The sequence below is a fragment of the Nocardioides sp. genome, assembly GCF_036274455.1.
Lineage (GTDB): Bacteria > Actinomycetota > Actinomycetes > Propionibacteriales > Nocardioidaceae > Nocardioides.
In genome coordinates this window covers 1-18,653 of sequence record NZ_DASUFR010000061.1, presented here as the reverse complement: position 1 = coordinate 18,653, position 18,653 = coordinate 1, and the positions used below count along the sequence as shown (strand labels likewise).

The 18,653-nt window shown below is 71.3% G+C and carries 17 protein-coding genes and 1 pseudogene; 10 read left to right on the top strand and 8 right to left on the bottom strand.

Annotated elements, in window-relative coordinates:
* Window positions 1-29: 29 nt before the first annotated feature.
* Window positions 30-2,711, bottom strand: a complete 2,682-nt coding sequence (locus VFV89_RS05735; protein WP_329704949.1) for an Ig-like domain repeat protein — start codon at window positions 2,709-2,711, stop codon at window positions 30-32.
* 258 nt (window positions 2,712-2,969) lie between these two features.
* Between VFV89_RS05735 and VFV89_RS05730 the strand changes: the two genes are divergently transcribed.
* On the top strand, window positions 2,970-5,195 hold the full coding sequence (locus VFV89_RS05730) for an AGE family epimerase/isomerase (RefSeq protein ID WP_329704948.1): 2,226 nt from the start codon (window positions 2,970-2,972) through the stop codon (window positions 5,193-5,195).
* A 150-nt stretch (window positions 5,196-5,345) separates the two neighbouring features.
* Window positions 5,346-6,467 carry a potassium channel family protein gene (locus tag VFV89_RS05725; RefSeq protein ID WP_329704947.1) on the top strand — a complete coding sequence of 374 codons (1,122 nt, stop codon included), beginning with the start codon at window positions 5,346-5,348 and terminating at the stop codon, window positions 6,465-6,467.
* Window positions 6,468-6,478: 11 nt separating this feature from the next.
* On the opposite strand, the gene VFV89_RS05720 is transcribed toward VFV89_RS05725, so the two are convergent.
* Window positions 6,479-7,099 carry a maltokinase N-terminal cap-like domain-containing protein gene (locus VFV89_RS05720; RefSeq protein WP_329704946.1) on the bottom strand — a complete coding sequence of 207 codons (621 nt, stop codon included), beginning with the start codon at window positions 7,097-7,099 and terminating at the stop codon, window positions 6,479-6,481.
* Window positions 7,100-7,205: 106 nt separating this feature from the next.
* On the opposite strand from VFV89_RS05720, the gene VFV89_RS05715 reads away from it, so the two are divergent.
* The 6 genes from VFV89_RS05715 to VFV89_RS05690 all read left to right on the top strand — a co-directional run bounded on the left by VFV89_RS05715 (window position 7,206) and on the right by VFV89_RS05690 (window position 11,927).
* Complete coding sequence (locus VFV89_RS05715) at window positions 7,206-8,075, top strand: DNA-3-methyladenine glycosylase 2 family protein (protein WP_329704945.1); 870 nt, start codon at window positions 7,206-7,208, stop codon at window positions 8,073-8,075.
* An 89-nt stretch (window positions 8,076-8,164) separates the two neighbouring features.
* Entirely contained in the window at window positions 8,165-8,503 is a 339-nt protein-coding gene (locus VFV89_RS05710; protein WP_329704944.1) for a YciI family protein, read from the top strand.
* Entirely contained in the window at window positions 8,504-9,730 is a 1,227-nt protein-coding gene (locus tag VFV89_RS05705) for an RNA polymerase sigma factor (protein ID WP_329704943.1), read from the top strand. It begins immediately after the preceding gene.
* A gap of 81 nt (window positions 9,731-9,811) precedes the next feature.
* Window positions 9,812-10,591, top strand: a complete 780-nt coding sequence (locus VFV89_RS05700; protein ID WP_329704942.1) for a DUF4397 domain-containing protein — start codon at window positions 9,812-9,814, stop codon at window positions 10,589-10,591.
* Window positions 10,573-11,235 (top strand): class F sortase, encoded by a 663-nt coding sequence (locus VFV89_RS05695; protein WP_329704941.1) that lies wholly within the window; start codon window positions 10,573-10,575, stop codon window positions 11,233-11,235. Before VFV89_RS05700 ends, VFV89_RS05695 begins: the two co-directional genes overlap by 19 nt.
* The gene (locus VFV89_RS05690; protein ID WP_329704940.1) at window positions 11,232-11,927 is read left to right on the top strand and encodes a hypothetical protein; all 696 of its coding nucleotides are present in this window, start codon (window positions 11,232-11,234) and stop codon (window positions 11,925-11,927) included. Before VFV89_RS05695 ends, VFV89_RS05690 begins: the two co-directional genes overlap by 4 nt.
* Window positions 11,928-12,008: 81 nt before the next feature.
* Here the strand turns inward: VFV89_RS05690 and VFV89_RS05685 are convergent, their stop codons facing one another.
* A complete protein-coding gene (locus VFV89_RS05685; RefSeq protein ID WP_329704939.1) occupies window positions 12,009-12,479 on the bottom strand; it encodes an isoprenylcysteine carboxylmethyltransferase family protein in 471 nt (156 codons plus the stop codon).
* 55 nt (window positions 12,480-12,534) lie between these two features.
* Between VFV89_RS05685 and VFV89_RS05680 the strand changes: the two genes are divergently transcribed.
* The gene (locus tag VFV89_RS05680) at window positions 12,535-13,653 is read left to right on the top strand and encodes a hypothetical protein (RefSeq protein ID WP_329704938.1); all 1,119 of its coding nucleotides are present in this window, start codon (window positions 12,535-12,537) and stop codon (window positions 13,651-13,653) included.
* On the opposite strand, the gene VFV89_RS05675 is transcribed toward VFV89_RS05680, so the two are convergent.
* The 5 genes and pseudogenes from VFV89_RS05675 to VFV89_RS05655 all read right to left on the bottom strand — a co-directional run bounded on the left by VFV89_RS05675 (window position 13,650) and on the right by VFV89_RS05655 (window position 17,311).
* On the bottom strand, window positions 13,650-13,961 hold the full coding sequence (locus tag VFV89_RS05675; RefSeq protein WP_329704964.1) for an HPr family phosphocarrier protein: 312 nt from the start codon (window positions 13,959-13,961) through the stop codon (window positions 13,650-13,652). The two genes, VFV89_RS05680 and VFV89_RS05675, sit on opposite strands and share 4 nt — an antisense overlap.
* Before the next feature lie 21 nt (window positions 13,962-13,982).
* A pseudogene (locus VFV89_RS05670) lies at window positions 13,983-14,375 on the bottom strand (PTS-dependent dihydroxyacetone kinase phosphotransferase subunit DhaM); the annotation flags it as partial.
* 21 nt (window positions 14,376-14,396) lie between these two features.
* Window positions 14,397-15,050 (bottom strand): dihydroxyacetone kinase subunit DhaL, encoded by a 654-nt coding sequence (gene dhaL / locus VFV89_RS05665; RefSeq protein ID WP_329704937.1) that lies wholly within the window; start codon window positions 15,048-15,050, stop codon window positions 14,397-14,399.
* Window positions 15,038-16,033 (bottom strand): dihydroxyacetone kinase subunit DhaK, encoded by a 996-nt coding sequence (gene dhaK / locus VFV89_RS05660; protein WP_329704936.1) that lies wholly within the window; start codon window positions 16,031-16,033, stop codon window positions 15,038-15,040. The genes dhaL and dhaK overlap by 13 nt, the downstream gene beginning before the upstream one ends.
* A 24-nt stretch (window positions 16,034-16,057) precedes the next feature.
* Window positions 16,058-17,311 (bottom strand): phospholipase D-like domain-containing protein, encoded by a 1,254-nt coding sequence (locus VFV89_RS05655; protein ID WP_329704935.1) that lies wholly within the window; start codon window positions 17,309-17,311, stop codon window positions 16,058-16,060.
* Between the two features lie 84 nt (window positions 17,312-17,395).
* Here VFV89_RS05655 and VFV89_RS05650 point away from each other — a divergent pair.
* Window positions 17,396-18,653, top strand: a 1,258-nt coding sequence (locus tag VFV89_RS05650) for a DEAD/DEAH box helicase family protein (RefSeq protein WP_329704934.1), incomplete at its 3' end; no start/stop codon positions are given.

The following is an 18,653-nucleotide window of genomic DNA, read 5'->3' as shown; positions in this document are numbered from 1 at the left end:
CGCCGTTCGCGCCGGGCGCCGCCCTCGGCTCAGCCGCAGAAGGTCGCGACGACCTTCCCCGTCCCCGGGCGTCCCGGTGACGGCGCGTAGCCGGTGTCGGTCTTCACGACCACGACCTTGCCCCAGACACCGGTGATGCTGCCGGCCTTGTCCTTGACCACCGTCGAGGCCACGAGCACGCCCATGTAGCCGGGCACCTCGCTGGTCGGCGGCGGGCTGTTGCCCGTCCGGGTGAGGAACGTCGTGCCGCAGCTGTCGGCCGGCGTCGTCGTCGGCAGCGACGTCACCGAGGCCGCGAAACCCTTGAACGCGTCGGGGGCAGCACCAGCGGACACCGAGTTCCCCGTGGACCAGCTGTCACCCCACCACGTGAGCGAGGTCGTCGGCGTCGCCGCAGCGACCGACCGGTCACCCAGGACGAACGCGCCCCTGGACGGGAACGCGAACACGATCACGTCGGCCGACGCCGAGGAGGGCTCGTAGTAGGTGTCGCCGGCGAAGGTCGCCGTCAGCGTCGTCGGGCCCAGGGCCGCGCCCGAGACGCTCGCGATCGAGCAGCCCACGGCGCCCGTCGAGCTCACCGTCCCGGTGCAGGACTGCCCCCCGAGCCCGAAGGTCACCGACTGTCCGGCCGGGCTCGGCGGCGCCGTGCTGCCGTCGCCGTCGACGTCGGCCGGACCGCCCTCCAGCAGCTGCGCCGACAGCGTCGTCGAGCCGCTGCCGGCGAGGATCACGGTCGGCCCGGTGAGCGACAGCGTCGTCTCCTCGCGGGTGACCGTGAACGTGCGCGAGGCGTCGAACGCCGATGCGTAGACGGTGTCGCCGGCGAACGAGGCCTTGATCGGGTAGGGGCCGGGCGCCTGGGTCGGCGTGATGGTGCACGACGCGGAGCCCGCGGAGTTCGTGACCGCGGAGCAGGTGTCACCGACGCCCAGCTCGAAGGCGATGGCCTTGCCGGCCACCGGCGAGTCACCGTCGGTGGCGTCGACCAGCGTCGCCGACACAGTGGCCTTGTCGTGGTAGTCGCCCGCGAGCGCTCCGGTGTAGGTGAGCTTGGTCGCCAGCGGCAGCACCCGGATGTTCTCGGCCTGCTCGAGGGTCAGCTCGCCCTCGTCGGGTGTGCTGAGGCCCGAGCTCGGGAGGGTCAGCTCGTTGGCGCGGGCGCCGAACCCGATGGCACCGGTCTTGAACTTCACCCGCGGCCACTCCGCCTTCGGGCCGTTCAACGTGGCGATCACGGTGTCCCCGTTGGCGTCGTACCCGCCCGTGGCGCCCGGCGCGTCGTTGCCGGCCGTGCCGTCGCAGTCGAGGTCCATCGGGGCCAAGGCGGCCTGGGTGTTGGTCGTGTTGACCGAGACCACGCCGGCTGCGTCCTTCGTGCCGCAGCTGTTGGTCGCGCCGTAGGCGACCGACGCCGAGCCCAGGTTGATCCCGCCCGCCTGGGTCAGCTTCGTCTCGTCGATGTTCGGCATGTCATCGCGCAGGAAGTCCCACTGCCGGACGCCGCCCTGGAAGACCCCCACGGTCTGCCAGGCGTAGTTCATGACGGAGGGGTGGTTCGGCTTGAAGTTCACCGCGTCGCCGTTGCCCTCGCCGCCGCTGTGGTCGAAGCCGAGGACGTGGCCGAACTCGTGCATCAGCGTGCCGGTCTGCTCCGCGAGCGATCCGTTGGTGTTGCCGCTCCAGTTGCCCAGCGTGAGCATGAAGCCGAAGTTCCCCTTCACGGCGAGCCCCGAGGTGTTGTCATCGACCGGTGGCATCGGCCTCGTGTCCTGCGAGATGACGTCCGCCGCGACGGCGTAGTGGAAGATCGGCAGCCGTCCGGTGGGCACGAAGTTGTTCTTGAGGCGGGTGAAGAAGTTGGTCTCCTGGAAGCCGTCGACCCGGTTGCCGGTGAGGAAGTACTGGCTCCACGTGAAGTCCGTCGCCCGCGACAGCGTGTCCCACCTCGCGCCGTTCGGTGTGATGGTGCTGTCGGGACCGGCGTCGACGACCAGCGTGATCCCGGGTCGGGTCGCCCCGCGATAGGTCACGGGCGCGCGGTCGAAGGCGTTGATGACGTTGTCGATCGCGGCCTGCCGTGGCTTCCAGCTGTTGCCCGCGGCGTCCTTCATCCAGTCCATGTGGATCATCACGGTCGGACGGTCGATGGTGACGCCCATCTTGGGCAGGTCCACGAACTGCGGCGGCAGCCCGCCGCCGGGGTCGATGGTCACCCCGTTGCGCTTCCACTCGTCCGCGATGCCGTCACACGTCTGCGAGTCGCACCTGAACCTGACGACCCGGTTCTCGATCACGCCGCCGGCCTCGAACATGTAGCCGACCGGGGCCTGTTCGTCGAAGTCGTCCGAGCCCACCGCCGGGTTGTTGTAGTGCAGCCTCAACGTCGAGCCGTTCTCGAGCCGGTAGATCGCCGACCACTCGGTCCCGGTGAGGATGCTGTCGTCCGCGTTCGAGCTGCTCATCGTCACGACCTGGCCGATGTTGATCCGGGACGGTGGCTCCTGGTTCCACTCCCCGTGCGGGATCGACGTCGACTCGAGCACCAGCGCCGAGTCGGAGCCGTTGGTGAAGGTGATGCGCGTCTCCTTGAAGTCCGCGCTGGCGGGCGCGGCGGTGATGCCGACGAGCGCCCCCGCAGCCACGACGCCGACCGAGAGTGTGGCGGTGATGCCGATGAGGCGCCTGGCGCGCCGCGATGACTTGGTCATGGGGACGTCCTCACTGCACGCGAATGAGGATTGCCAGACTATTGGCAGGTTCCTGGCGAGGGAATCACCGGTATTGGCGAGGTTCCGGTGACGCGAACCGATCCGTCGGACTCGGCATCTCACCTCACGTGCGGGGCCAGGCTCCAGGAGTTTCTGCACCGGGGCGGCGGGCCCTTCGACCCCGCACGGACCTCGGCACGTGGGCTGCACCGGACTGGATGGCTTGATGTGTCGACCTGACGGACAGAGGTGGTACTCATGGCAGGCACGCACATCCGACCCACGACCGTCGGCCGGCGGGTGGCCCCGCTGGCAGGGATCGCCGTCCTCGCCTCGATGCTCGCGCCCCCTTCGCCCGGCGCCGCCCCGATCGCGGACCAGGACTCGGGTCCCCAGGTCGCCGCCGCCGTGGTCGACCCGGAGGTCCTGCAGGGCGACACGTGGCTGCGGCACCACCGCGAGGACCTGCTGCCGTACTGGGACAGGCCGGAGGCGTTGGGTGAGCCGATCGGCAACTTCCCCTCGTTCCGGGGCCGCGACGGCGGGCTCCTCCCGGGGAGCACGGACCGCCGCCTCTCGACATTGGCCCGGCAGGTCTACGGCTACTCCCTGGCGTTCATGATGACCGGTGAGGACCGCTACCTGACCTACGCGAAGGCCGGGCTCGACTGGATCAACGCCAAGGCGAAGGACCCCGTGTACGGCGGCTACTACGGCCGGCTCGACGTCGACGGCAACCCCGTCGATCCCGATGCCGACGGGGATCCCGATCCCACGCACGCAGACAAGGAGCTCTTCGACCTGGCCTCACTCGGTCTGGCCTACGGCATGTACTTCAACGTGACGCGCGACCCGGCCGCCGAGGCAGACCTGCTGGCCGTGCGCGACCTCATCTTCGACAAGTACTACGACGCGGCGCAGAACCGGATGAAGGACGCTTTGACCTACGACCTGACCACCGAGGTCGACACCGACGACAACGGCGGCGACATCACCGACCTGCTCGTCCCCGGAACCGCCGTGCTGCTCCCCAACCTCGCGATCCTGACCGATCCGGACCGCAGGGCCCAGTTCAAGGACGACCTGCGGCGGGTGACGGACAGCCTGATCGCCCGGCACAAGAACACCGCAGCGACCAACCCCAACCAGCGCTTCTGGTTCTGGGGCCGCACGATCAGGTTCGGCAGCTTCACCGCCCAGCAGACCGACTTCGGGCACAACCTCAAGAGCTACGCGATGATCTACAACGCGAACAACCTGTTCCCGGACCGGCCCTGGCAGGACCTCGGCGCCGATCGGACCAGGTTGCTGCAGCGTGCGTGGGACGAACCTGCAGCCCGGTGGAACCAGCGGCTGCGCAGCTTCGCCGCGGGCAACGCCGTCCCCGACAGTGAGTGGTGGATCCACGACGAGGCCGACCAGCTGCTCGCCGCCATGGACCTCCACGACGGGTTCGCCAGCCAGGACCAGCTCGCCCGCAGCAGCCGCTCGTTCCTCGACGTATTCGTCGACCGCGACCCCTTCCACCCGGCACGGGAGACCTTCGCCCGGATCGCTCGTGACCCCGACACCACCGACCTCCGCAAGTCGTTCTTCGGGAAGAACATGCTCCACAACGACGAGCACGCGCTCGTCATGTACCTCCACGGTCGGGCCTTCGAGGGCCGGCCCGCCAAGCTCTACTACGCGTTCCCTGCCGCCTCGGCACTGACGGCCGCAGCCAAGCCCTACTGGTTCGACGCGGCCGGGGAGACCCGGACCGTCACCCGCGACGTCACCACGCTCCCTGGGCACAAGGTCGTCGAGGTCGAGCTCACCGGGATCGGCGCCGCGGCTCCGGAGCCCTTCCCTGCACCTGCGGACACGACCCCACCCTCCACGCTCCTCACCGCCTCCCCCGTCGCGAACGCGGCCGGCTGGCATGACAAGCCGGTCACCCTGGACCTCACCGCCACCGACGGTCTGGTCGGGGTCAAGGAGATCCACGTGGAGGTCACGGCCCGGTCTGGCGCCGCTCGCGACAGGGCCGTCATCGCCCCCGGTGCCTCGCTGAGCGTCGCGCTGGCCGACGAGGGCGTCTACGACGTGCGCTACTTCGGAGTCGACCTGCTCGGCAACCGCGAGCCGGCGCAACAGGTCCGGGTCCGTATCGACCGGACCGCACCGACCGTCTCCGGCCTGCCTACGCGGCCCTGTGTCATCTGGCCTCCCGACAAGCGGATGGTCCGGGTCGCGGACGTGGTCGCCGACGACGCCCTGTCGGATATCGCCGACCTGCGCGTGAGCGCGGTCGCCGACGAGCCGAGCGACGACGACATCGTCGTCGACGCCGGCACCGTCATGGTGCGCGCCGTCCGCGACGGCGGGGGAGACGGGCGGACCTACCTCATGACCGTCGTCGCCCTCGACGTCGCCGGCAACCAGACCGTCGCGCAGGGCACCTGCGTCGTTCCCCATGACCGTGGTCCGGGGAGCGTGGACTGACCCGGAACGGGAACACGTTCTGGGTCGGACACGCGTCCAGTCAACTGTCCGCCCTGCCGCGGAAGCACCGAATCTGGCCCTGGCTGGCACCCGAATGGTCCGGACGAGTCATGTCCCGGCCGCCTCGCCTGATGGGATGATCCCCGCGCCATGGCCCTGATCCCGAAGCGTGTCGCGACGTTCTTCTCGATCCCGATCTTCCGTCGCGCGGCCTACCACGTGAAGCGGCTGACCAGCGGGCTGGACAGCTCGTTCTTCTTCCGGATCGGGATCTTGCTCGTCGGCTTCCTGATCGTGACCTCCGCCCTGGTGACCGTGGCGGAGCGGAACACCGAGGGCCACACCTGGGACACGCTGCGGGAGTTCCTCGGCCAGTTCATGGACTGGCTCTACTGGTCGGTCACCACCGTGATGGGCGCGGGGGACTCCTCCCAGGTCCACACGCCCATCGGCTACGTGTTCAGCTGGCTGCTGATCCTGTTCGGCGTCGCGATCGTCGCGTCGCTGACCGGAGCCCTGGTCGGGTTCCTCATCGACTACCTGCTCAAGGAGGGCCAGGGCATGGGTGCCTCGGGCTACCGCGACCACATCATCGTCTGCGGCTGGAACGCGACCGCGCGCGAGCTCATCCAGGAGCTGTCGACCGACGAGTACACGACGAAGATCGTCGTGATCCACGACACCGACAAGAACCCTGCCGGCGAGGGCGTCTACTTCGTGAGCGGCGACATCACGACCGCCCACGACCTCCGGCGAGCCGGCGTCGAGGACGCCCAGGCGGCGGTGGTCTGCCCTGCGGACGGCTCGAACGAGGCCGACATGAAGTCGATCCTGTGCGTGATGGCGATCGAGTCGCTGGCCCCGCAGGTGCGGACCGTGGTCGAGGTGAACAACCCCGCCCACGTCGAGCACTTCCAGCGCGCCGAGGCCGACGAGATCCTGGTCTCCTCCCAGCTGGTGTCCCGGCTGATGGCCCGCTCGTCGCTCTACCCCGGCCTGGCCGGCCTCGTGACCGACATCGTCTCCGGCGGCGAGGGCTCCGAGCTCTACCGTGTCCAGCTGCCCGACGACTACGTCGGCCTGTCGGTCGACGAGCTGTCAGCCAAGCTGCGCGCCGACCACCGGGCGACGCTGCTCTCGGTCAGTCGCGAGGGACAGGCCTTCGTCAACCCGCCCCAGGACTTCCGGCTCGCCATCGGCGACGACCTGATCGTGGTGGCCGAGTCGCTCGGCTCGCTGGAGCCGCTCGAGATGGACCACGACCTCGACTGACGGGGCCAGGCTCAGCCCGGCCGCACCCCGGCCACGACCACGTCGGTGCCGCCCTTCCAGGTGATGGTGAGCGTCTCGGCAGCCTCGACGTAGGTGCCGACGATCCGGGCAAGGACGACCTCGAGCGGCCCGGCGTTCACGATCGTGAGCGGCCCCTCGTCGTGGCAGCCGACCGTGTCGAGCTCGGGCACGGACCCAGCGCTGCCGCTGCCTCGCACCTGCGCGCTGGTCGGCTGCGACTCGATGCCGTTCCCGACGTCGTACTCGTGGTCCACCCCGGTCCCGCCGGTCAGGACCGCTCGGGCCAGCTCGCTGACGAAGACCGGGTCGGCGCACCCGTCGTAGATCCAGCGCGGGCCGAGCACGGAGTGCTCGCTCTGGCCGACCAGGTGCTCCTCGGCGTCCTCGAGCGGCGCCGCGCGGTAGGTCAGCGGCAGGAGGTACGTCGGCAGCCCCTCGGCACCGAGCATGAACCCCTCCAGCCCGACCTCGCCGTCGGGGTCGTCGAACCGGAACGACCCGACCGGCTTCCGGTCGGGGTTGCCGTCGAACCACGGCCGCGACGGCAGCCACCGGTCCATCAGCTCCCTCTTGGAGGGGGTGAGGGTGGCCCCCGGGTAGACGAACGCCATGGCCCGAGGATAGGGAGCCCCGCCGGTGCCACGCCGTAGTGTCGGGGTCGTGACAGTCGGACGGATGCGGGTGTGGCGTCCCCACTGGCCGTGTCCGGTGGTGAGCATGCTCCACCAGCAGCGCCACGGCGGCGCCGACCCGACCTTCCGCATCGACCCGCGCGGACGGGTCTGGCGCGGCATCCGCACGCCGGAGGGTCCGGCCACCCTGGCGATCGCACCGCTCGACCGGCACGGCGAGGTGCACGCCGAGGCCTGGGGGCCGGGGGCCGCGTGGGCCCTCGACTCGGTGCCCGGCCTGCTCGGTGCGGACGACGACTGGTCGGGCTTCGAGCCCCGGCACCCGGTCCTCGAGGAGGCGTGGCGCCGGCATCCCCATGTCCGGCTCGGCCGTAGCGGCCTGGTCATGGAGTCGCTGGTCCCGGCGATCGTCGAGCAGAAGGTCACCGGCCAGGAGGCGTTCGCCGGCTTCCGCCGGCTCGTGCACCGCTACGGCGAGCGCGCTCCCGGTCCCGGGCGCGAGATGAGGCTCTGGGTCCAGCCGGCCCCCGAGACCCTGCGAGGAGTCCCTTCCTGGGAGTGGCTGGGCATGCACATCGACCCGGCCCGGTCGCGCGTGATCGTCACGGTCGCCCGGGTGGCCGACAGCCTCGAGCGCACGGTCCGGCTGAGCCACGAGGAGGCCGACCGGCGGCTGCGGACGATCCCGGGGGTCGGCGTGTGGACCAGTGCCGAGGTGCGGCAGCGCTCGCACGGCGACCCGGACGCGGTGAGCTTCGGTGACTACCACGTGGCCAAGGACGTCGGCTGGGCCCTGAGGGGCGGGCCGTTCGACGATGCCGAGCTGGAGGAGTTCCTCGAGCCCTGGCGGCCGCACCGCGGCCGGGTCCCGGCCCTGGTCGGCCTGGCCGGGCTGCGCCGCCCGCGCCGAGGGCCCCGGATGGCCCCGCGGACCCACCTACCGGTCCGACGGTAGGCGTCCGAGGCCAGGAGGGATCACGGCGGTGTCGGATCCAGCGACGGCCGTTCGTCGTACTGCGACAACCGACCTAGGAAAGGCTTGACATGAAGTTCCTGATGCTTGTCACCCTCGACCCCAGCCGCGACGCGACCGACGACGACCTGACCGGGACCCTCGACGTCGAGGACTGGGTGGCCAAGTACGACAGCGCCGGCGTCCGCCTGATGGGCAACCAGGTCCGGATGGCCGCAGACGCGACCAGCGTCACCCGGCGCAAGGGCGAGCTGCTGGTGACCGACGGGCCCTATGCCGAGTCCCGCGAGTGGATCGTCGGCTTCGACGTGCTCGAGTGCGCCGACCTCGACGAGGCGATCAAGGTGGCCTCCGAGCACCCGATGGCGGTCGGAGGCCGGCTCGAGCTCCGGCCCTTCGTCGAGGACTGAGTGAGGAGCGATGAGCAGGTCCACGAGGCGCTCGCGCAGGCAATGGCCGCCGAGCGGCTCCGGATCGTCGCGTCCCTCATCCGCACCACCCGTGACTGGGACCTGGCCGAGGACGCCGTCGCCGACGCGGCCGAGCGGGCGCTGCTGACCTGGCCGCGCGACGGCGTCCCTCGCAACCCCGCCGCCTGGCTCACCACGACGGCGACGAGGCGTGCGCTGGACGTGATCCGGAGATCGGGCACCGAGCGCGCCAAGCTTGCAGAGCTCGGCGCCCAGCAGGAGATCGACGAGCAGGGAGGCGAGGAGCGCGTGGACATCGGTGCGCTGACCGACGACCGGCTCCGGCTGGTGTTCACCTGTTGCCACCCGGCCCTCTCGATGGAGGCGAGGGTGGCACTCACCCTCAAGGTCGTGGCCGGACTGAGCACCGCACAGGTGGCCCGGATGTTCCTGGTCCCCGAGGCGACGATGGGGCAGCGGCTGCTGCGGGCCAAGAAGCGGGTCGCGAACGCCGGGATCCCCTACAAGGTCCCCGAGCCGGCCGACCTGACCGAACGGGTCGACGGTGTGCTGGCCGTGGTCTACCTCGTCTTCACCCAGGGCTACGCGGGGGGAGCACAGCCCGGGCTGGCCGCGGAGGCGATCCGGCTGGGCCGGCTGCTGGTGGACCTGATGCCCGATGAGGACGAGGTCACCGCGCTGCTCGCGCTCATGCTCGCCCAACACGCCCGTCGGCACGCGCGGCTGGTCGACGGGGAGCTGGTCACCCTCGAGCACCAGGACCGCTCCCTCTGGGACCGGGCCGAGGTGGACGAGGCGCTGGCCCTGACCATGCCCTACGGCCGGGTGCCCGGCCCCTACCGACTGCAGGCCGAGCTCGCTCTCACCCACCTCCGCGCCCGGGACGCCGCGGACACCGACTGGCGGCGCATCGTGCGCCTCTACGAACGGCTGCTCGACCTGCATCCCTCACCCGTGGTCTCGCTCAACCGCGCGGTCGCGGTCGGGATGGCCGAAGGGCCTGCCGCCGGACTGCTGCTCCTCGACGACCTGGCCGGCCACCCCGCCCTGCAGGGCCTGCACCTGCTCCCCGCCGCCCGGGCCGACCTGCTGGCCCGGGCGGGCCGGACCGACGAGGCCGTCGCCGAGCTCGACCGCGCGACGGCGTTGGCGCCGACCGAGGAGGAGCGGCGGCAGCTGGCCCGGCGTCGTACCGAGCTCTCCTGACCCCTGTCTCAACCTGCGCCGCAGGGTTAGCCTGACGGTGGGAACGGCATCACGGGGGTGCCTGCCCATTGGGGGGACATCATGTATACGCGCAATTTCCGGGCCGCCGTCGCGGCCGTCGCGCTCGTCGTCGGGGCCGTCGTCACCACCAGCGTCGCCAGCGACGCGCGGGTTGCACCGCGCGCTGCCATCCACAATGCGGGCGTGGGCAGGATCGCGATCGTCCAGGCGGTGCCGAAGCTGACGCTGACCGTCTCCGTCGACGGGGAGCAGGTCCAGCAGGACGTCGCCGAAGGAACCATCGTCGGGCCGCTCGACCTGTCCGCGGGCAGCCACGACGTCACCTTCACCGACGGCACCGGCGACATCGCTTCGTCGGTCGACGTCACCGCCGGGGAGTCCAGCGACGTCGTCGTGCACCGGCCCGCCGAGGTCGGAGGCACGCCGGTCGTCAGCGTCTACCCGACGTCCAACGACCCGATCGCTCCCGGCAAGGCCAGGGTCCTGCTGGCGCACACCGCGACCACCGCGCCTGCCGACGTCGTGGTCGACGGCCAGACCGTGTTCACCAACATCGCCAACGGCGAGTACGCACAGGCCGACGTGGCCGCCGGCCCGCACCAGGTGTCGTTGCTGCCCGCCGGGGTGACCGGCAAGCCGATCCTCGGCCCGCTCGACGTCACCCTGAAGGCCGGGACGATCACGTCGGTCTACGCCGTCGGGAACCCCAAGGACGGCTCCATGAACGTCATCGTCCGCACCACCACCGGCACCGAGTCCGGAGGGGCGCCGCCCAGCGGGATCGACACCGGCTCGGCCGGGCTGGTCAGCGGGGTGCACGTGTGGACCTTCGCCGGCTGAGGGCCTCGTTCGCGCTCGCGGCTCTCCTCGGAGCCGCGAGCGTGGCCGGCTGCTCGGCCGGCGATGGGGCGCCGACCGTCGCAGCGCACGCTGCGGCAACCTCGTCGCCGTCGGCGTCCGCGCGGAGCACCGCCACCGCGGCCCCGGCCCAGCTGGCCCGGCGGGTCGGCTCTGTCGTGCCCGAGCCGCCGACGCGCATCCGGCTGCCCGACGGCCACCGGGTCGCGATCCGCGCCGTGGGCACGACCCGCAACGGCTTCCTCGACGTACCCGACGACATCCGGGTGGCCGGCTGGTGGAGCGGTGGGTCGCGGCTCGGGGACCCGTTCGGCAGCACCCTGGTGGCCGCCCACGTCGACTCGCGCACCCAGGGGCTCGGCCCGTTCGCAAGCCTGCTCGGCGTCCGCCGTGGCGACCGGCTCCGGCTCTGGTCCGCGGGGCTGCACCAGACGTTCCGGGTGGTCTCCCTCCAGCTGCGGGCCCAGGGCACGATCGGGCCCGGGTCCTGGCTCCACTCGCCGGCCGGACCACGGCGGCTGACCTTGGTCACGTGCGCCGGGCCGTACGACGCGGCGCGCGGCGGCTACCAGAACCTCGCGGTCATCACCGCGACCCCCGTCGACGAGCCGCGGAGCCGGTCGTGACCCGGGGCCTCAAGGCGCTGGCCGCCGTCGCGGTCGTGGTCGTGGTCGTCGTGCTCGGCGCGCGTGCGCTGAGCACGAGCGACGACGACCCCGCAGGCTCCTCGCCACCGGGCAGCCGCGGCACCGCCCCGCCGCGGCCCGGCGGCGCCCCTGCCGAGGGGATGTACGTCGTCAGCGACGTCGGCAGCGACGGGCAGGTGGCGGTCGAGACGTGGGTGCGCGCGCCGCACCCCATCAGCGAGCTCGAGGTGACCACGACCGACCCCGACCTGCGGCCCGGCTCCGTCGAGTCACTCGACCTCGACGTGCGGACGATGGACGGCGCGCTCGTGGCGCACCGCGAGAGCGTCGGCACCGATCACCAGACGATCCGGCTGCAGGAGCCGGCCAGCGAGCTCTATTTCAGCTACACCGTGGACGGCGCGCTGGACAGCGCCACCTCGACGGTCCCCGGCCGCAGCCTGGTCCGGGTGCTGGCGATGGACGTCGACTACGAGGACGCCGCGACCGGTGTCGTACGCCGCCTCGTCACGGCGTCGGGCACCGTCCTCAACCTCGCCTGCCTGCGCCCGGGCAGCGGTCTCGAGGCGAGCCCCCGGCCCTGCGGCAGGGCCGTGGGCGACGGCGACTGGACGGTCGACCTCAGTGGTCCGGACATCGGCGACCGTCTCCTGGCCCAGGTGGAGGACTGACGGCCGGGATAGTCCCAGACGTTCCCAACAACCGTCGGCCAAGGTGTGTCGGGAAGGTCTGGGACTATCCCGGCGCGGCCCTCACAGCCAGCGGCGCACCCGCCGTGCGTAGTCGTCGTACGCCGCGCCGAACCGCTCGTGCAGGAACCGCTCCTCGGGGCGGATCGCACCCCAGAGGACGAGCAGCACCGCTGCGGGGAAGAGCACGAGCCCCCAGAACGTCGGTGCCAGCAGCGCCAGCCCGAGGTAGAGCGCGAGCAGCCCGACGTAGAGCGGGTTGCGCGAGAGGCGGTAGGGCCCCTTCTCGATCATCGACTCGGTGGGCTGGCCGGGCAGCAGCCCGGTCCGGTGCCTGCCGAACAGCCACAGCGACCAGCCGTTCCAGACGGCGAAGAACAGCAGGAGTGCCCAGCCGAGCGGGAGCCGCCAACCCCCGAGGTCGACCGGGTCACCGAGGAGCAACGTGGCCAGCCACCCGACGAGGAGGGGCGCGCCGACCGCCACCGGCGGCCACAGCCGGAACGCCACCGTCGCCTCGGAGCCGCTCACCATGGCCCCATTGTCGTGGCCGCCGCGGTGGCGGGCGGACCTGTGACACCCTGCGGACGTGGAACTTCCTCGCCGTGACGTCGATCCCGATGGGCTGCTGGAGTACTCGGTCGTCTTCACCGACCGCTCCCTCAACCACATGTCCGACCGCTTCGTCGGGGTGATGCAGGACATCATCGACGTCCTGCGCACGACCTACGCCGCCGAGACGGTCGCGGTCGTGCCCGGCGGTGGCACCTACGCCATGGAGGCGGTCGCCCGGCAGCTGGCGACGGGCAGGCGGTGCCTCGTCGTCCGCAACGGCCTGTTCTCCTACCGCTGGTCGCAGATCTTCGACGCCGGGTCGGTGGCGAGCGGGACGACGGTGTGCAGCGCCCGCCCGGTGTCGGGCGACCGGCAGGCTCCCTGGACCCCGGCGCCGGTCGCCGAGGTGGTCGAGGCCATCGAGCGCGACCGACCCGAGGTCGTCCTCGCGGCGCACGTGGAGACGGCGGCGGGCATGGTGCTGCCCGACGAGTACGTCCGCGCCCTGGCCGCCGCGGCGCACGGCGTGGGTGGCCTGCTCGTTCTCGACTGCATCGCGTCCGGGGCGCTGTGGCTGGACATGACCGAGCTCGGTGTGGACGTGCTGCTCAGTGCGCCCCAGAAGGGGTGGAGCGGCTCGCCGTGCGCGGGTTACGTGATGCTCGGTGCGGCCGGGCGGGACCGGGTGATGTCGACGACCTCGACGAGCTTCGCGGTCGACCTCCAGAAATGGCTGACGATCACCGAGGCCTACACCCAGGGGCAGACGCCGTACCACGCGACGATGCCGACCGACACGCTCGCCCACGACGCCGCGCTCATGCTCGAGACCCGCGCCGCCGGGCTCGAGGAGCTGCGCCGCGCCCAGGTCGACCTCGGCACCCGGGTCCGTGCTCTGCTCGCGGAGCGCGGCTTCCCCTCCGTCGCGGCGGACGGGTACGCCGCACCCAGCGTCGTCGTCGCCTACACCGACGACCCGGAGGTCCGCAGCGGGGCGAAGTTCCGCCGGCGTGGGGTCCAGGTCGCAGCCGGCGTGCCGCTGATGTGCGGTGAGGGCGACGACTTCTCCACCTTCCGGGTGGGGCTGTTCGGCCTCGACAAGCTCGGCGACGTCGACGGGACCGTGAGCCGGCTCGAAGCACACCTCGGCTAGCCGGCCTCGAGCTCGCCGAACCCCGCCAGGACCAGCTCGCGCACCGCGTCGATCGCGCGCACGGCGTCGGCACCCGTCGCGGTCACCGTGATCTCCGCGCCCTGCCCGGCACCGAGGGTGAGCAGCTCGAGGGAGCTGGTCGCGTCGGCGCGGCGGCCACCCGCCTCGACCGCGACGGTGGCCGCGAGCGAGCCGACGGCGGTGGCGATCTGGGCCGCCGGGCGCGCATGCAGCCCCAGCGGGTTGATCAGGGTCAGCCGGACCGACGTGTCCGAGACCCCGGCCGCCGGGTCGGCGCTCGGGGCCACGGGACGCTCAGCGACAGGCTGGGCGAGGGTCGACACCTTCGGCACGAGCGCCGCCTCCGCCTCGCGGGCCACCACCTCGAGGTCCGCGCCACCCGCGGCCCGGGCCACGGCCGCGACCAGGCCCTCCACGAGGGGCGCGGAGCTCAACCGGACCGGGTACGACGGCGCGGAGAGCTCCAGGGAGAGCGCGGCGCTCAGCACCGCGGAGCCGAGGTCCATCAGGACCAGGACGCCGTCCGGTGACGCCGCCCGTCGCAGGGCGGCGGCCACCTCGGTGGCATCGGTCCCGAAGCCTCCCGCGGCCCCAGCCGCGACCTCCACCGCCGGCCCCTCCCCGTGCACCATCTCCCGCGCCAGCTCCACCGCTGCCCTTGCGAGGGCAGGACTGTGGGAGACCACGACGATCCCGATCACTGTGCGGCCACCAGGCCCTTCTCAGCGCGCGTCGAGGGAGTCGGCGAGGGCCTCGAACAGCAGGGCGGAGGAGGCCGCGCCGGGGTCGATGTGGCCGACGCTGCGCTCACCGAGGTAGCTGGCCCGCCCCTTGAGCGCCAGCATGGGCTCGGTGGCGTCGCGGCCGTCGGCCGCCGCCCCCGCCGCCGCCCGCGCGGCTGCGGCCAGGTGTTCCCCGGCCGACAGCGACCGCTCGAACGCGGCAAGTGCCGGCGCCAGCGCGTCGTACATCGTCTTGTCGCCCGGTTCCGCCTTCCCGCGCGCGACGATCCCCTCGAGCCCGGCACGCAGCATGGTGAGAAGGGCGGCGCCGTCCAGGGCGGAGGCATCGCCCGCGGCCGCCGCGCCGCGCAGGAAGAACGTGCCGTAGAGCGGCCCGCTCGCGCCCCCGACCGACGTCACGAGCGTCATCCCCACCTTCTTCAGCAGCTCGCCCGGAGTGCTGGGCGGCGGATCGACCGCCGCCATCACCGCGTCCATGCCGCGGACGAGGTTCACGCCGTGGTCGGCATCGCCGATCGCCGAGTCCAGCTCGGTGAGGTAGGCGCCCTGCTCGTGCACCGCATCGCGGAACGACGAGAGCCACGCCACCAGCCGGTCGACGGGTACGGCATCGGTCACGGTCAGAGTCCCCATCGCAGTCCCGCTGTCTTGACGGGAGCATCCCACAGGCGCAGGAGCTCGTCGTCGGCCTTGAGGACGGTCACCGACGCTCCGGCCATGTCGAGGGAGGTGATGTAGTTGCCGACGAGGGTCCGGGCGACCTGCACGCCCGCCATCTCCAGCAGCATGCTCACCTCGCCGTACAGCAGGTAGAGCTCGATCAGCGGGGTGCCCCCGAGACCGCTGAGCATCACGATGCTCGGTCCGCCCTGGAAGTCGAGGTCGGCGAGGATGGGGTCGACGAGCTGCTCGGCGATCTCGGCCGCGCCGGCGAGCGGCACCCGCCGTCGGCCCGGCTCACCGTGGATGCCGACGCCCATCTCCATCTGGTCCTCGGGCAGGTCGAAGGTCGGCTTCCCCGCGGATGGGACCGTGCAGCTCGTGAGCGCCATCCCCATCGACCGGCCCTGGGCGTTGATGCGCCGGGCCAGGGCCACGACGTCGTCGAGGTCGCGTCCCTCTTCCGCGGCGGCGCCGACGATCTTCTCCAGCAGCACCGTGACGCCGACGCCGCGGCGGCCGGCGGTCCAGGTCGAGTCCTCGACCGCGACGTCGTCGTCGGTGACCACGGCTTCGACGCGAACCCCCGAGTCGGCTGCCAGCTCGCCCGCCATCTCGAAGTTCATCACGTCGCCGGTGTAGTTCTTGACGACGTGGAGCACGCCGGCGCCGCGGTCGACGACGGTGGTGGCCTCGACCATCTGGTCCGGCGTCGGGGAGGTGAACACCTCGCCGCAGCAGGCGGCATCCAGCATCCCGGTCCCGACGAAGCCGCCGTGCATCGGCTCGTGGCCCGACCCGCCTCCGGAGACGAGCGCGACCTTTCCGGTCGCCTTCGGCTCCGCGCGGTAGATCACCCGGTGCTGGTGGTCGACCCTGAGCTCGGGGCAGGCGGCCGCGACGCCGGTGAGCGCGTCGGCCACGACGTCCTCGGGCTTGTTGATCAGCTTCTTCACCTCGGGCCTTTCGTGAGGAGCAGGTCAGAGCAGGGGCCGAAGCGGGCGCAACACCATCTCGGTGAAGCGGCGGTGCAGGTCGCGCGCCTCCCACTCGCCGCGGGTCAGCTCGATCGAGTTCGACTCGTCGATCGTCCAGATCTCCTCGAGGTTCTTGGCCAGCCCGTGGTCGATGACCTCGACGTTGATCTCGTAGTTCCCGGTCAGGCTCAGCCGGTCGATGTTCGCCGTCCCGACGGTCGACCACGACCCGTCCACGGTCGAGGTCTTGGCGTGCACCATCGCGTCCTTGAACCGGAAGATCCGGACCCCGGCCCCGAGCAGCTGGGAGAAGTAGCCGCGGGAGAGCCAGTCCGCGACGACGTGGTTGGACTTCAGCGGCACGAGGAGGCGGACGTCGACCCCACGTCTCGCGGCGGCGATGAGGGCGTCGACGAAGTCCTGGTCGGGGATGAAGTAGGCCTGGGTGATCCAGATGTTGGTGCTCGCCCGGTTGATCGCCTCGATGTACATCCCCCGGATCGGGAACATCCACAGCCTCGGCACGTTGCGCTGCAGCCGGATGTGCGGCTCCCAGACGCTGGCCGTCTCGACCAGCAGCGGCCGCTCGCTGGGCCCGAACCGGCGCCGCCGGTGCAGGTTCCAGAAGTCCGCGAAGGCCCGGCGCAGGTCCTGCACGCCCGGGCCGGTGATCCGCACGTGGGTGTCGCGCCACTCGGTCTCGTAGGCGGAGCCGATGTTGTAGCCGCCGACGTAGGCCTCCTTGTCGTCGACCACGAGGATCTTGCGGTGGTCGCGGCCGTAGCGTCGCAGGTCGAAGAAGCGCCAGCCGGCGGGGTAGACCGGGTAGCGGAGCACCTTCATCGAGGGCGGGAACCGCTTGAACCGGGGTGACACGACGAGGTTGGCGAAGCCGTCGTAGATGCAGTAGACCTCGACCCCCCGGTCCGCCGCGGCCGCGAGCGCGGTCTTGAACTGCTCTCCGACGGCGTCGCCCTTCCAGATGTAGGTCTCGAAGAGGACCTGCCGCTGCGCGCCCTCGATCGCGGCCAGCATGTCGGCGTAGAGGTCCTTGCCGAAGGTGTAGGTCGTGATCGCCCCCTCGCCGACCTCGACGGTCGCGGGCGGCGTGGTCGGGAACGGCTTCGGCTTCTTGCCGCGCCGCCGGTAGGAGTCGACGAGGCTCATCCCGATGCCGAGCGCGACGGGTACGCCGAAGACCACCGCCAACGCCCGCCGGACCCACCGGAGCACCTGTTCCACTGTCCGGGCGCTCACGTGGGCAAGGTTAGCCACGATCGTGGGCGGGCCCCGCCGAGGTCGTCAGAACCGGCTGTCGGTGGGCCACCGTAGGCTCGACACATGCGTCCCGTCACCGATCTCGAGCGCCGCGTGGCGCCGTTCAAGGTCGTCTCCGACTTCGAGCCCAGCGGTGACCAGCCGGCTGCGATCGCCGAGATCACCAAACGGATCCAGGGCGGCGAGCAGGACGTCGTGCTGCTCGGGGCGACCGGTACCGGCAAGACCGCGACTATCGCGTGGGTCGCCGAGCAGCTCCAGCGTCCGATCCTGGTGATGCAGCCCAACAAGACGCTCGCGGCCCAGTTCGCCAACGAGCTGCGCCAGCTGTTCCCCGACAACGCCGTCGAGTACTTCGTCTCCTACTACGACTACTACCAGCCCGAGGCCTACGTCCCGCAGACCGACACCTACATCGAGAAGGACTCCTCGATCAACGAGGAGGTCGAGCGGCTGCGCCACTCGGCCACCAACTCGCTGCTGACCCGGCGCGACGTGATCGTGGTCGCCACGGTGTCCTGCATCTACGGCCTGGGCACCCCGCAGGAGTACGTCGACCGGATGCTCCGCCTCAAGGTCGGCCAGGAGCACGACCGCGACGGGATCCTGCGACGCCTGGTCGAGATGCAATACACCCGCAACGACCTGACGTTCTCGCGCGGCAACTTCCGGGTCCGCGGCGACACCCTCGAGATCTTCCCGATGTATGAGGAGCACCAGGTCCGCGTCGAGTTCTTCGGCGACGAGATCGAGCGGCTGATGAGCCTCCACGCCGTCACCGGTGAGGTGATGACCGAGGACGAGGAGCTCTACGTCTTCCCGGCCACCCACTACGTCGCCGGGCCGGAGCGGATGGAGCGAGCGATCCGCGGCATCGAGCTCGAGCTGGAGGACCAGCTGGCCAGGTTCGAGCGCGAGGGCAAGCTGCTCGAGGCGCAGCGGCTCCGCATGCGGACGACCTACGACATCGAGATGATGCGCCAGGTCGGCTCCTGCGCGGGCATCGAGAACTACTCGATGCACATCGACGGCCGCACCCGCGGCTCGGCGCCCAACTGCCTGCTCGACTACTTCCCGGAGGACTTCGTCCTCGTGGTCGACGAGTCGCACGTCGCCGTCCCGCAGATCGGCGGGATGTACGAGGGCGACATGTCGCGCAAGCGCAACCTCGTCGACCATGGCTTCCGGCTGCCCAGCGCCATGGACAACCGGCCGTTGCGGTGGGAGGAGTTCCTCGACCGCATCGGGCAGACCATCTACCTCTCCGCGACCCCCGGCGACTACGAGCTCGACAAGGTCGGCGGCGACACCGTCGAGCAGA